This window comes from Dermacoccus sp. BD5 (genome assembly GCF_044878485.1).
Lineage (GTDB): Bacteria > Actinomycetota > Actinomycetes > Actinomycetales > Dermatophilaceae > Dermacoccus > Dermacoccus nishinomiyaensis.
In genome coordinates this window covers 120,972-133,914 of the sequence record NZ_JANJER010000003.1, presented here as the reverse complement: position 1 = coordinate 133,914, position 12,943 = coordinate 120,972, and the positions used below count along the sequence as shown (strand labels likewise).

The 12,943-nt window shown below is 70.8% G+C and carries 11 protein-coding genes; 8 read left to right on the top strand and 3 right to left on the bottom strand.

Going from position 1 to position 12,943, the window contains the following annotated elements; translation table 11 throughout:
• Positions 1–47: 47 nt before the first annotated feature.
• Positions 48–1,283, bottom strand: coding sequence for a glycosyltransferase family 4 protein (locus tag NQ706_RS03870; protein WP_038568411.1), 1,236 nt, complete (start codon positions 1,281–1,283; stop codon positions 48–50).
• 86 nt (positions 1,284–1,369) lie between these two features.
• Between NQ706_RS03870 and NQ706_RS03865 the strand changes: the two genes are divergently transcribed.
• The 3 genes from NQ706_RS03865 to NQ706_RS03855 are packed head-to-tail and all read left to right on the top strand — an operon-like array spanning position 1,370 to position 6,488.
• Complete coding sequence (locus tag NQ706_RS03865) at positions 1,370–2,212, top strand: class I SAM-dependent methyltransferase (protein WP_051805908.1); 843 nt, start codon at positions 1,370–1,372, stop codon at positions 2,210–2,212.
• Positions 2,209–2,946 carry a bifunctional 2-polyprenyl-6-hydroxyphenol methylase/3-demethylubiquinol 3-O-methyltransferase UbiG gene (locus tag NQ706_RS03860; RefSeq protein ID WP_038568407.1) on the top strand — a complete coding sequence of 246 codons (738 nt, stop codon included), beginning with the start codon at positions 2,209–2,211 and terminating at the stop codon, positions 2,944–2,946. The genes NQ706_RS03865 and NQ706_RS03860 overlap by 4 nt, the downstream gene beginning before the upstream one ends.
• Entirely contained in the window at positions 2,943–6,488 is a 3,546-nt protein-coding gene (locus tag NQ706_RS03855; RefSeq protein WP_404360422.1) for an alpha-(1->3)-arabinofuranosyltransferase family protein, read from the top strand. Before NQ706_RS03860 ends, NQ706_RS03855 begins: the two co-directional genes overlap by 4 nt.
• Here the strand turns inward: NQ706_RS03855 and NQ706_RS03850 are convergent.
• Positions 6,427–7,542, bottom strand: coding sequence for an acyltransferase (locus NQ706_RS03850; RefSeq protein WP_038568401.1), 1,116 nt, complete (start codon positions 7,540–7,542; stop codon positions 6,427–6,429). The two genes, NQ706_RS03855 and NQ706_RS03850, sit on opposite strands and share 62 nt — an antisense overlap.
• Positions 7,543–7,613: 71 nt before the next feature.
• Here NQ706_RS03850 and NQ706_RS03845 point away from each other — a divergent pair, with 71 nt between their 5' ends.
• The 5 genes from NQ706_RS03845 (at position 7,614) to NQ706_RS03825 (ending at position 12,047) form a co-directional block, all read left to right on the top strand.
• A complete protein-coding gene (locus NQ706_RS03845; RefSeq protein WP_006943302.1) occupies positions 7,614–8,723 on the top strand; it encodes a GHMP kinase in 1,110 nt (369 codons plus the stop codon).
• Complete coding sequence (locus NQ706_RS03840; protein ID WP_235181920.1) at positions 8,723–9,349, top strand: SIS domain-containing protein; 627 nt, start codon at positions 8,723–8,725, stop codon at positions 9,347–9,349. The genes NQ706_RS03845 and NQ706_RS03840 overlap by 1 nt, the downstream gene beginning before the upstream one ends.
• Positions 9,346–9,915, top strand: a complete 570-nt coding sequence (locus NQ706_RS03835) for an HAD-IIIA family hydrolase (protein WP_051805906.1) — start codon at positions 9,346–9,348, stop codon at positions 9,913–9,915. Before NQ706_RS03840 ends, NQ706_RS03835 begins: the two co-directional genes overlap by 4 nt.
• A 72-nt stretch (positions 9,916–9,987) precedes the next feature.
• Positions 9,988–11,061, top strand: coding sequence for a DUF3068 domain-containing protein (locus NQ706_RS03830; RefSeq protein WP_038568392.1), 1,074 nt, complete (start codon positions 9,988–9,990; stop codon positions 11,059–11,061).
• A gap of 2 nt (positions 11,062–11,063) precedes the next feature.
• Complete coding sequence (locus tag NQ706_RS03825; RefSeq protein ID WP_038568389.1) at positions 11,064–12,047, top strand: UDP-glucuronic acid decarboxylase family protein; 984 nt, start codon at positions 11,064–11,066, stop codon at positions 12,045–12,047.
• A gap of 54 nt (positions 12,048–12,101) precedes the next feature.
• On the opposite strand, the gene NQ706_RS03820 is transcribed toward NQ706_RS03825, so the two are convergent.
• The gene (locus tag NQ706_RS03820; RefSeq protein WP_038568386.1) at positions 12,102–12,911 is read right to left on the bottom strand and encodes a class I SAM-dependent methyltransferase; all 810 of its coding nucleotides are present in this window, start codon (positions 12,909–12,911) and stop codon (positions 12,102–12,104) included.
• Between the last annotated feature and the right edge of the window lie 32 nt (positions 12,912–12,943).

Sequence of the window (12,943 nt, the reverse complement as noted above, 5' to 3'; positions counted from 1 at the left end):
TGCCCTGACGCGGCTCAGTGGTCGCCCGCGCCGGGTAGCGCATGACGTCAGTTCAGCTCGGCAGCGCCGCGGCGGGCATCGCGTTCGGCGACGAGCTCGCGCAGGCGTCGCACGTGCAGGGGCGTGTCGGGCGGCTGGGGTGCGCGCTCGGCGCGTCCGAGGACGTCGAGCAGCGTGTGGTGCACGTTGCGGCCGGCCGATTCCCAGCTGAATGAGCGCGCGTACGTCACAGCGTTGCGTCCGTAGGCCTCACGCACGTCGTCGCGCGACAGCAGCACGCGCACGTCGTCGATCATCTGCGCCGTCGTCGAGGCGAGCGCGCCCGTCGAGCCGTGCTGGATCGACTCGCTCGGCCCTCCGGCTTGCGCGAACGCGACGGCCGGGGTGCCATGCAGGCCGGCCTCGACGATCGTCAGGCCCCACCCCTCCTTGTAGGACGGCATCATGACGACCCAGGACGAAGCGAGCAGCGTGTGCTTCGTCGCCTCGTCGACGAACCCGTGGAAGTGGACGGCGTCCTCGACGCCGCGTTCACGGGCATGGCGCTCGATGTTCGGCTGCCAATAACCCGAGCCGACGACGTTGAGGTGCAGGCCCGGGAACTCCTCACGCAGTTCGGCGAGGGTGTCGACGGCGATCTCGACCTGCTTGTGCGGCACGAGACGGCCGAGAACGGTGAGCGATGGCGCGGCGCTGCGGGGCACGTCGGCGTAGGAGTCGAGATCGCGCGGGTGGTCGTTGCCGGAGTAGACGAGGTCGATGCGCTGGGCGTCGACGCCGAGGCTCGCGAGTTCGCTGCGGCTCGCCTTGGAGACGGTGATGTAGCGGCAGCGCCGGTACACCCACGGCGCGACGCGTGACTCGAGCAACCAGCCGAACCTTGCGAGGCGCGGGCCGAAGATGCTCGCCCACTGGTCGCGGTGGACGTGGTGCACGACGGCGACGACGGGGATGCGCGCGACGAGCGGCGACCAGAACGGCACGCCGTTCTGCACGTCGATGACCACGTCGTAGTCACGCTGGTGCCGCACGAGGTGCCACAGCCCCGCGGCGTAGCAGGTGAACCGGTTGCCGGCGCGAATCACGGTGACGTCCCCGTGCATCGTGCGGCGCGCGGCGCCGGGGAAACGAGCCGTGTGGATCGTGACGTCGGCGCCCAGCTCGCTCATCACCTCGCTCGTGCGTTCGACGAACACCTCCGAGCCGCCCGCCTCGGGGTTCTCGCGGTCGCGCCACGACAGATAGAGGACGCGCAGAGGCTCGGCGTCGCGCTCGTCGTGCATCCTGTGGCTCTCCTCGCCGTTCGGCTGCCTGCTTCCGGGTCGCCCGTTAGAGTATCGGGGTCGAGGAAGGCAGGTGGCCCGTTTCCATGAGCGCGTGCGAAGTGTGCGGTGGTCCGTGCACGGATCTGCCCCTGGGAGGCTCCGTCCTCGACGCGTGCACCCGTTGCGGGCACCTGCGTCGCGACCTCGATCGCGCGCCCGCGCGCCACCGCGATCATGCCTACGGCGGAGACCCGACCCTCGACGCGGCCCGCCTGCGCCTGACCCACCGTGCCCTCGTCGCCGACGGCGCGCCCGCGTCGGTCTTCGAGATCGGGTACGGCGCCGGGGGATTGCTGCGCGCCTTCCATGACGCGGGGGCGCGCGTCGCGGGCGCCGACCCGGATCAGCTCGAACGGGACGTCGACACTGTCGTCGTCGCGCACGCTCGCCTGCACGCCTGCGGCATCGAGGACGTGCCGGTGGGGGAGCCGTCCGTCGACCTCGTCTACGGCATCCACGTCCTCGAGCACGTCGTCGACCCGATCGAGACGCTGCGCCGCACGCACACCCTGCTGCGCCCCGGCGGTAGCGCCCACTTCTTCACCCCGGCCGGCGACTGGGCCGGCCTGCGCCTCGCGAGCGACGGCTGGTGGATGCTCGAGGACCCGACGCACGTGCGCTTCTTCACCGCCGATTCCCTCGTCCGCGCCGCGCGTGAGGCAGGCTTTGACGACGTCGAGATCCGTCGTCCGCCGCTCGATTCGCTCGTCCACGACGCCGCGAGCACCGTCCGCCGCGTACGGCCTGCGCCGCGGCCGCAGGGGGTTCTCACGCAGCGCTCGACGCTCGCTCTCGCCGGTGCGACGCTGCCGCTGACTCTCGCTGCACGCGCGCTCGTGCCCCGGCTGCGCCCGACGCTGCACCTCGTCGCGCGGAGGCCGGAGTGACGTCTCGCCCACGTGCCGCGACGCGACGGGGCCTCGGGCGCAGCGTCCGGTTGTTCCGTGCGTTCCTCGTCGAGCAGAGCGACCCGCACCGCTTCTACTCGGCTCTCGCCGACGACTCGATCGCGATCCTCGCCGAGCACATCGACCTCGACGGTGCGCGCGTGCTCGACGTCGGCGCGGGTCCGTCCGAGTTCGCGGACGCCTTCCTCGCGGCCGGCGCCCACTATGTGCCGTTGGACGCCGACGCGAGCGTCCCCTCGGTGCGTGACGGCGGCGTCGTCGCGGACGCGGAGCACCTGCCGTTCGCACCGCGAACCTTCGACGTCGTGTTCAGCTCGAACCTGTGGGAGCACGTGAGACGCCCCGAAGCGGTCGCCGATTCGTTGCTCGACGCACTTGCGCCGGGGGGCGTGCTGTTCCTCGCGTACACGAACTGGTTGAGCCCGTGGGGTGGGCACGAGACGTCGCCGTGGCACTGGCTCGGCGGCGAACGGGCGGCGCGACGCTACGAGCGTCGGCATGGCCACCCACCGAAGAACCTCGTCGACGAGGGCCTTTTCCGGGTGAGCGTCGCGCAGGGGCTCGCCTGGGCGCGATCGGTCGAGCAGCGCGGCGGTGAGCTGATCGACGCCCGTCCCCGCTACTGGCCGGATGCCGCTCGCGCCGTCCTGCGGGTGCCGGGGCTGCGCGAGATCGTCACGTGGAACCTGCTCGTCCTCGTGCGCCGCGGATGAACGCGACGCGCGCACGGCTGCTCGCGCTGCGCGTCGCGTTGGTCCTCGCGTTCGTGCCGTGGCTCGTGCAGCCGGGCGTCATCCAGCCGGACACCAAGGTCGACCTCGTCGTCTCGCCGTGGCGTTACCTCGCGCGCTCGCTCGACGCGTGGTCGACGCACTCGGGTTTCGGCGAACTGCAGAACCAGGCCTACGGCTACCTGTTCCCGATGGGCCCGTTCTTCGGCGTCCTGCACTCGCTCGGCGTGCCCGGCTGGGCGGCGCAGCGCGCGTGGTGGTCGTTCATCCTCGTCGTCGGCTTTCTCGGCGCGGCCCTCGTCGCGCGCCGCATCGCCGGGCTGAGCGGGGGGGCGGCCTGCGTCACCGGTGTCGCGTACGCGCTGAGCGCACGCGTGCTGACGCTGCTGTCGGAACTCAGCGTCGAGACGTGGCCGGGCATGCTGCTGCCGTGGCTCGTCCTTGCCGTGTGGTGGGGATGGCGCAGCGGCCGCCACATCAGGTTGCTCGCGTCCACCGGTGTGCTCGTCGCGTGCCTCGGCGGCGTCAACGCGACGGCGTCGCTCGTCGCCGTCCTCGGCGCCGGATTGTTCGCGCTCGTCGTGACGCGCGAGTGGCGCCTCGTCGGCGCGTACGTGATCGGCGCCGCGTTCGGCAGCGCCTGGTGGCTCGGGCCCCTCGTCGTCCTCGGCGGGTACGCCTACCCGTTCCTCGACTTCATCGAGACCGCGCGCATCACGACGGCCGTGACGACGCTGCCCGCCATCCTGCGCGGTGCGTCCGACTGGGTCGCCTACATCGTCGACGCCGACGGTCACCCCGTCTGGCAGTCGGGGTGGGTCGTCGCGCAGGGCACCCTCAGCATCGTCGCAGGTTCGACGCTCGCCGGCATCGCGCTCGCAGGGATCATGACGACGCGCGGTGGTGCCTCGCGGGGCGCGTCGGATGACGTCATCCGCGCCGCGCGCCGCGTCCGCGACGCCTGGGTCGTCCTGCTCGCGGGCGGCCTCGTCGGCATGGCCCTGCCCTACGCCGGCACGCCGAGCGGCCCGTTCTCCGGTCTGATGCGCGATCTGCTCGACGGCCCGCTCGCTGCGGCGCGCAACGTTCACAAGCTCGACCCGCTCGCCAGACTGCCCCTGGCCATCGGCGTTGGTGCGGCGTGGGATGCGCTGGCGCGCAGGAAAACTCGTGCGGATCACCCTCGCGCCGCACGCACCGCGTGGGTGGCGCGGGCCGGCATCCTCGTCGTTCTCGTCGGCACGCTGGCACCGTTGCTCGTCGGGCGTCTCGGTGACGCGAACGGCGTGCGCGCGTGGCCGGCCTCGCTCGTCGCCACCGCCCGAGACGTGGACGACGCGGCAGCCCGCGACGGCGGATCAAGTCTCGTCCTGCCGTCGACACGCTCGGCCCAGGCGGACTGGGGGAACGCCACCGACGAACCGCTCACGGCGTTCGCCGCGTCGCCCATCGTCGTGCGCGCCTCGGCTCCGCTCTACCACCCGGGTGCGCAGCGGCTCGTCGATGCCGTCGACACGGCCCTCGCGCCGGGTTCCGCGAGTGATCGGGGACGGGCGAGCGAGGCCGTGCAGGCGGCGGCACGGGCGGGGGTGCACCGCATCGTCGTGCGCTGGGGGAGTTCGACGTCGCAGCAGACATCACCGCCGCAGGCGTACGTCGCAGCCCTGACACACGCCGACGGAGTGAGCGCCCATCGCGTCCACGGCAGCGGCGCCACGCGCTACGACGTCTTCGACCTGGCCCCCACACCGTCGACTACGGGCGCTGCGGTCTCCGTCCTCGGCGGTCCGGAGTCTACGCTGACGCTCGCCGGCGTCGGCGTCAGCGCGAGGAGCCCGTTCGTCACGGGCCGTGCCGACGGGTGGATCACCGACGATGTGCGACGCCGCGCGTACAACAACGGCCAGGTCGTCGGACGGGCCTTCGGGCCTGCCCTCACCGCCGATGACCCCGCGCCCACGCGCGTCGGCGCGCACGACCTCGACTTCCCCGGCCGTGACGCGGGCAGCAGCGTCCGCAGCGTCACCGGCGCCTCGCGCATCGAGGCGACATCGTCGACCGCCGACCCGTTCGCCTCGCTCTACCTCGGCCCGGGCACGTCTGCGGACGCGGCGTTCGACGGCTCCGACGCCACGCGCTGGCTGACGCGCGCCGACCGGCCCGGCACCCTGAGCGTGACGTGGGACGGCGGCGCCCCCGCTCAGACGATGACGCTCGTCCCTGCGGCCACGGGCGACGCGCGGATGGCAAGCGTCGACGTGCTCACCGACGGGCGATCCGTGAAGCCGCAGCAAGGCGCGGGTAGCACCTGGAGAATCGACGTGCCGGCCGGGACGCGCGCGGTCGCGGTCACCCCGCGCGCGGCGCCGGGGACGGGCACGAAGAATGCAGCCGTCGGGCTGGTCGAGGTGCGCTCCACCCGCCCCGTCGTCAGCGTCGTACACCTGCCGGGCACCGTCGATGGCACCCGAAACGGCGTCGTCGTGACGCGCACGCATCCCTGGTTCGACGGTCACGCGCTGGCCTCGGAGGATGACGGTGCGTGGACGCGAGCATTCACGGTCTCGCGTGCCGCGACCATGAACGTCACGCTGACGTTCAAGGCTGGCGTGGCGCCCGGATCGGTGCGAGAGCCCCTCATGATGAGGTCTGGATCCGGCGCCTGGCAGCCTGCCGGAGCGCCTGCTGGAGGGGCCGATGCTGCGGGGAGAACGAGGTTGATCGCCCTGCCTGCCGGCGAGGTCAACCTGAAGGTTTCACCTGAGGTCGAACGTGTGACACTTGTTCCGGCCGCCGCGGCGGCCAGGGAACAGCTCGGACTCACCGCGGCTTCGAGCACGGGCACGCGGGGTGACCCGACGCTCGCCTCGACGCGGGGCGCCAACGCCGGTTGGGCTCTCGACCCGGCATCCCCCACCCCGGCATCTGGCACGCCCGCCGGTAGCACGCGCCTCGTGACCCTCGACGGATGGCGTCAGGGCGCCGAGCACGCCGCACCCGGACAACGCTTCGTCTTCGCACCGCAGCACCTCCACCGCCTCAGCCTCGTCGTCGGTGCGGCCTGCGCACTCGCGTGCCTCGTGCTGCTCATTGCCACGACGTGGCGTACCGCGGCGTCATCGCGACGCGCTGCGCCGATACGCCGCCAGGAAGCCTCAGACGACTTCGCGCTGCAGACACCGCGGGCACTCGCAGCGCAAGCAGAATCTGCCGTGCCGGCCTCGCGCCCCCGCGCCGCCCTCGCGCTTGCCGTCCTCACCGCCATCGCGGCGGCACTCCTGGGAGGGGTGGCGATACCCGTCGTCCTCGTCGCCTGCTTCGTGCCGCGGCGTCGACGGCGGGTCCTCGTCATCGCGCTCATGGTCACGGTCGGCCCGATCATGGCGGCGCTCGGCGTCGTCGATCGCGGATCGCTCGGCGCGGTCTCCGGCCAGGTGCTGACGGCGCTCGCGCTCGTCGTGTTCAGCCTCGAGGTGAGCGGTGTGCCCAGCGGATGGCGGGTGCTTCGACGACGCGCCAACTGAGTCGCGCCAGTGCGAGTGACACGACGAGCGTCACGATGAGCACGAGAGCGAACGGTGCGTGGAACAAGGTCAGGTGCAGGGTCGCGAACAGCACCTGCAGCACGAGAACATGCCACAGGAACAGGCCGTAGCTGACGTCGCCCGCGCCGCTCAGCAGGGCCTGCGCCTCGGCGCGCGTCGGCCACGTCTCGTCTTCCGAAGCTCGGACGGCCGCGCCGAGCAGCAACGCCGCGATGAGCGCGTACGCGAGTTCCTTGACGAGCGCCTGCCCGTGCGTCGGTGTCTCGAGGTGGATCGGCCCGCCGAGCGGTGTGGCCACCGCGACGTACGTGACGCCCGCCCATCCCAGCAGTGCTGACGGCGACGCCTCACGCACCGCGAGCCCCATCCGCGCCCGGCGGCCTGACCCGCCGGTCGTCGGGTCGGCCGTGAACACCCACCCCGCCGCCACACCGACGGCGAACCACGCGGCGTGTCCAATGACGCTCGTGCTGACGGCCCCGAGGTTCGCTCGTCCGCTCGAGGCGGCGAGTGTCTGCACGACGAGACCGGCGACGGCGACGAACATCAGGACCGGCAGCGGAGAGCGACCGTCACGGCGACAGCCGCGCAACCACCGGCAGATCAGCGGCACGAGGGCGTAGAACGTCACCTCCGTCGTGATGCTCCAGGCCTGCGTGAATCCACGGAACGACTCGCCCGCGTATCCCTGCAGCAGCGTCAGGTGTGACAGCGCCGAGCGCACGCCGACCGCACCCGGTTCGACCGCCAGCGTGACGACGACGACCGCCGTGAGCGCGACGAGATAGGCCGGCAGGATGCGTGCGGCGCGCTTGCGCCAGTAGTGCCTCGTCGGGGCCGTCCCCGCGCTCGCACCACGCGTCAGCAGGTAGGCCGAGACGGCGAAGAAGACGGCGACGCCGACGTCACCGCGGGCGAGCAGACGCCCGACGCCGTCGATGCTCGAACCGCCGCTCCAGTAGGCGACGTGGGAGACGAGGACGAGCCCGGCCGCGACGCCTCGCAGCGGATCGATCCATGGAATGCGCTGCATGTGCCCTCCCTCACATCTACCATCGGGTAGCGTGCGTCCGGCACGCATCATCGAATGGAGGCTAGCCGCCCATGAACGACGAGGCGCGATCCACCCCCGAATCTTCTCCCGGGCCTTCGCCCGAGGGTCGGGCGTACGTCGACTACCGACGTCCGGTGCTGCGTGCGCGAGCGCCGCTGCGCGTCAGTTTCGCCGGGGGTGGCACGGACGTCGCGCCTTTCCCCGAACGCGAGGGCGGCTGCGTCCTGTCAGGCACCCTCAGCCAGTTCGCGTACTCGACGCTGCGTCCGCGCACAGACGGCCGCATCACGGTGCAGTCGCTCGACTTCGGTTACTCGATCGGCTTCGGCGTCGACGACCCGGTCGAGTACAACGGTGAGCTCGATCTGCCGAAGGCCGCGATAGCTCGCATCCGCGAGGTGCCGGGTGCGCTACCCGTCAGCGGGTTCGACCTTTTCCTCCACACCGCGGCGCCCCCCGGTTCGGGGCTGGGCAGTTCGAGCGCCGTCATGGTCTCCGTCATCGGCCTCGTCGCGCAGCACTGCGGCCTCGACCTCACGCAGTACGAGATCGCCGAGCTCGCCTATCGCCTCGAACGCGAGGATCTCGGCATTCCCGGCGGTTCGCAGGATCAGTACGCCGCAGCGTTTGGCGGGTTCAACTTCATCGAGTTCACCGCCGACCAGGTCGTCGTCAACCCGCTGCGCGTGCGCAGCGCCACCGTCCACGAGCTCGAGCACAACATGTTGTTGGCGTTCACCGGGCGGACGCGGGTGAGCGACCACATCATCGAGGATCAGCGCAGCCGCTACGAGACGGGCAACGCCGAGGCCCTCGAGGGGTTGCGGGCGCAGAAGGAACTCGCCGAGCGGATGAAGATCGCGCTCGTGCGCGGCGAGGTCGACACGATCGGCAGGCTGCTCGGGGAGGCGTGGCGCGAGAAGCAGAAGATGTCGTCGCGCATCACGACGCCGCTCATCGACGAGGCGATGCGCCGCGCCCTCGACCACGGCGCGCTCGGCGGCAAGGTGACGGGTGCCGGCGGCGGCGGCCACATGGTGTTCATCTGCGAGTTCGAGCGCCGTCACATCGTCGCCCAGCAGCTCATCGACCTCGGCCTCACGGTGAGCGAGCCGATCTTCAGCCATGACGGTGTCACGACGTGGAGGGGGCAGAGCTGATGGAGCACCCCATCCACACCCTGGCCGACGGCGCGGCCTCGCCCGCGCTCACCTCACGTCTCGACGGCGGTATCGCCGCGTGGGCGCAGCTCGTCGACGCCGTGCGCGAGGCGGCGCTGCACGCGCAGGTCGTCGCCGCGGGGGAGGCGGTGACGAACGCGCTCACCGGCGGACACAAGATCCTCGTCGCCGGCAACGGCGGCTCCGCGGCGATCGCCTCGCACGTCGCCGCGGAGTTCCTCGGCAAGTGCGTCCACGATCGTGCGCCGCTGCCGGCGATCAACCTCGCCGAGAGCCTGTCGTCGGTCACGGCCATCGGCAACGACTACGGCTACGGGCAGGTGTTCGTCCGCGGCGTGCGCGGCCTCGGGCGCGCGGGCGACGTCTACGTCGCGATGTCGACGAGCGGACGCAGCCCCAACATCGTCGCTTCCCTGGCCGCAGCGCGCGAGCTCGGGATCACGACGATCGCGATGACGGGCGCCGGGGGAGAGCACCTGCGCGACGACGTCGACCACCTCCTCGTCGTGCCGTCACACGAGACGCCGCGCATCCAGGAGGTCCACATGCTGTGGGCGCACGCGTGGTGCGAGGCCGTCGACGATCTCAGCCAGCCCGGCGCGTGAGCCCCGATCCGAGCGGACGCACCCACACGCGCCTGCCGCGTCCCGGGGCCGGCGCCCCGTACGACGTCGTCCTGCTCGATCGTGACGGCACACTCAACGCCCTCGCCCCCGGGTATCGCACGCCCGACGACTTCGCGCTCCTGCCGGGGGCCGTCGACGCGGTGGCGCGCCTGAGCGCTGCGGGCTGCGCGATCGTCGTCGTCACCAACCAGCAGGGCCTTGCGACGGGACGGCTGACGTGGGCGCAGCTGAGCGCCGTCAACGCACGGCTGATCGCCGAGGTCGAGGCCGCCGGTGGCCGCATCGACGACGTCCGCCTCTGCCCGCACGCGGCCGACACCTGCGTGTGCCGCAAGCCGGCGCCCGGCCTGCTGTGCGAGCTGTTCGACGAGAATCCGCACGTGTCGCGCGAGCGCAGCGTCATGGTCGGTGACGCCGAGACGGATGCCGCAGCCGCCGCAGCCGCGTGGGTGCGGTTCGTGCGATGCGAGCCGACGATCGGGCTCGCCGGGGTGGTCGATTCGCTCGTGGATGACGAAACGGGCACAATTCCATCTCGTTGGTGAAATCGGTCACATTGCCCCTGCTGCAGGTGTTACCGTCGCGTAAGTTCCAGTCCCTGCCTAGGAGGCTCTCCCGTGCGCAAAGCCGCAGTCATGATCGGATTCGGTGCGTTCTTCCTGACGATGGCGCTCCTGATGCGGTTCTACGCGTACCCGAAGCTGGCCGTGATCCCGAGTGATCAGAACACCCAGCAGACGGTCACCGACGATCACGCCAGCTACTTCGACGCCGACACGGTCAAGCCGGGGTCGGGCAAGATCATCACGAAGGCGACCGTCGTCGCCAACAAGGAGATGACGAAGAAGGCCTCCAAGGAGCTCGGCCGCGACGTCATCGTCATCGACCAGTGGCAGACGACGGACAACGTCAACGACAAGGGCCAGACGGCGCCGCCGCCGATGGACGCCTCGACGCAGCAGTACGCCGTCGACAAGTCCTCGGGTGAGGCCGTCAAGTGGAGCGGCAACATGCTCGACGGCAAGCCCACCAATTACGAGGGCCAGACGATCAAGTTCCCGTTCCAGGTCGACAAGAACAAGACCTACCGCTACTGGGACTCGACGCTCGGCAAGGCCTTCCCGATGAAGTACGCGGGTTCTGAGGACATCAAGGGTTTGAAGACGTACAAGTTCACGCAGACGATCCCAAAGACGAAGTTCACGACGATGGACGTCCCGGGTGAGGTCTTCGGTCTGCCCAAGGGTTCGAAGCTCGCCGACCGGTACTACACGAACGACCGCACGGTGTGGGTCGAGCCGGAGACGGGCGTCATGATGAAGCTGCAGGAGAAGCAGCACCAGACGCTCGAGGTGCCGAACGCGAAGCCCGTCGACGCGATGCTCACCACCTCGACGATGACCGACGAGACGATCAAGAAGAACGTCGACGACTACAAGACGAAGTCGAGCCAGCTCAAGATCCTGCGCCTGTGGGCTCCGCTGCTGCTCGGGCTGCTCGGTCTGTTCGCGCTGCTGCTCGGCCTACTCGTCTCGCTGCGTGCCGGCCGTGAGCGTCGCGCCGCCCGTCATGAGCGCCGTGACGAGCGCGAGGTCGACGACGTGCGCCACGACGACGACTCCACGCTCGTGTTCGGTGACCACCCGCAGTCGCGTGGCGCGCACTCCGCCGATGAGCGGGGCCAGTACTGAGCATGCGGATCGTCATCACGGGAGGTGCGGGCTTCCTCGGCTCGCACTTGTCCGAGACGCTCGTCGCACGCGGTCACGAGGTCGTCGCCGTCGACAACCTCGTGACCGGGCGCCGCGCGAACGTCAGGCAGCTGAAGGCTTCAGGTCGTTTCGAGCTGATCGAGCACGACGTGACGGAGCCCTTCGACGTCGACGGTGACGTCGACGGCATCCTCCACTTCGCGTCGGCGGCTTCACCGGTCGACTACCTCAAGCTGCCGATCGAGACGCTGCGCGTCGGTTCGCAGGGCACGCAGAACGCGCTCGAACTCGCGGCGCGCAAGGGCGCCCGGCTCGTGTTCGCCTCGACGTCCGAGGTGTACGGCGACCCTCAGGTGCACCCGCAACCCGAGACGTACTGGGGTCATGTCAACCCGGTCGGCCCGCGCGGCGTCTACGACGAGGCCAAGCGATATGCGGAAGCGCTTGTGCTCGCTTACCGCGAGGCGCGCGGGGTCGATGCCGGCATCGTGCGCATCTTCAACACGTTCGGCCCGCGCATGCGGCCCAACGACGGTCGCGCCATCCCGAACTTCGTCCGTCAGGCCCTCGCCGGTGAGCCGGTCACGGTCAGTGGCGACGGTGAGCAGACGCGGTCCATCTGCTACGTCGACGACCTCGTCGCGGCCATCCTCGCGATGCTGCTCGAGACGCACGACCCCGGCCCGGTCAACATCGGCAACCCGCACGAGATCTCGATGCGCGACCTCGCGCAGTGGATCATCGAGCTGGCGGGCTCATCCTCGACACTCGAGTTCATCGAGCGCCCCACGGACGATCCGACGGTCCGTCGCCCCGACACGACGAAGGCGCAGCGCCTGCTCGGCTGGTCACCGCAGGTTCCCGTGGAGACTGGGCTGCAGCGCACCATCGAGTGGTTTCGCACCGAGGCCGCGTCGGCTCCGGTCCTGACGCCCGGTCAGACCGAGGAGATCCTCAACCGCTGACGCCGATCCCGGCCGCGGCCGACCCTGTTGGCGGTATTCGCGCGACTTCATCCTTCAGGCAGGTCTGCGGCCGGCGAGGATGAGCGTGCCGGGCACGAGACGTCCGCGCAGGGGGCTCCAGCCACCCCAGGTCGACTCGTTCGACTCCTTCCACGGCAGTTCGCGCAACTGCTCGAGTACGAGCCCGGCGTCGAGCAGTTCGCGCACGCGCTGTTCGAGAGTGCGGTGGTGCTCGACGTAGACGACGTCGTCGCCCGCCGTCTCGGCGTAGGGCGTCGTGTCGAAGTACGAGTGCTGGATCGTCAGCCCGGCGGCGTCGGGCACGTCGGGCAGGCTCCAGCGGACGGGGTGCGTCGTCGAGAACGCGACAAGCCCGCCTGGGCGCGTGACGCGCGCCAGTTCCCGCATGAGGGCTTCGGTGTCGGCGATGAACGGAACGGCGCCGAAGGCCGAGAAGACGACGTCGAAGGAGGCGTCCGCGAACGGCAGTCGGCTCGCGTCGCACTGCACGAGCGGCAATGACGTGCCGGTGCGGGCGTCGAGTTGCGCGGCCGTGCGCAGCATCCCGCCGGACAGGTCCGTCGCGACGACGCGTGCAGCCTGCCTGGCGCACCAGCGTCCGGCCTGCGCGGCGCCGGCACCGAACTCGAGGACGTCGCGGCCCGCGAGGCCGCTCGGCTCGCCGAGGACGTGGAGCTCGTCCTCCTGCCACCCCTCCGGCCCCCAGACGAACTCGGCGTCACCGAGGAAGGCACCGTGCTCGTCGAGATAGTCGCGCGCCTCGGCGTCCCACCACGAGCGATTTCCGCGGGCGGAGGAGGCTGCGTCGACGTCGAAGCGTCCGGCACGGTCGGGGGTCTGCATGAACCCACGCTACGATGCCCTGCCCATTTGGC

Excerpts from the sequence above, each read along its gene's own strand:
- NQ706_RS03850 (WP_038568401.1), bottom strand. The coding sequence starts at position 7,542 with ATGCAGCGCATTCCATGGATCGATCCGCTGCGAGGCGTCGCGGCCGGG.
- NQ706_RS03825 (WP_038568389.1), top strand. The coding sequence starts at position 11,064 with ATGCGGATCGTCATCACGGGAGGTGCGGGCTTCCTCGGCTCGCACTTG.
- NQ706_RS03845 (WP_006943302.1), top strand. The coding sequence starts at position 7,614 with ATGAACGACGAGGCGCGATCCACCCCCGAATCTTCTCCCGGGCCTTCG.
- NQ706_RS03840 (WP_235181920.1), top strand. The coding sequence starts at position 8,723 with ATGGAGCACCCCATCCACACCCTGGCCGACGGCGCGGCCTCGCCCGCG.
- NQ706_RS03855 (WP_404360422.1), top strand. The coding sequence starts at position 2,943 with ATGAACGCGACGCGCGCACGGCTGCTCGCGCTGCGCGTCGCGTTGGTC.
- NQ706_RS03865 (WP_051805908.1), top strand. The coding sequence starts at position 1,370 with ATGAGCGCGTGCGAAGTGTGCGGTGGTCCGTGCACGGATCTGCCCCTG.
- NQ706_RS03870 (WP_038568411.1), bottom strand. The coding sequence starts at position 1,283 with ATGCACGACGAGCGCGACGCCGAGCCTCTGCGCGTCCTCTATCTGTCG.
- NQ706_RS03820 (WP_038568386.1), bottom strand. The coding sequence starts at position 12,911 with ATGCAGACCCCCGACCGTGCCGGACGCTTCGACGTCGACGCAGCCTCC.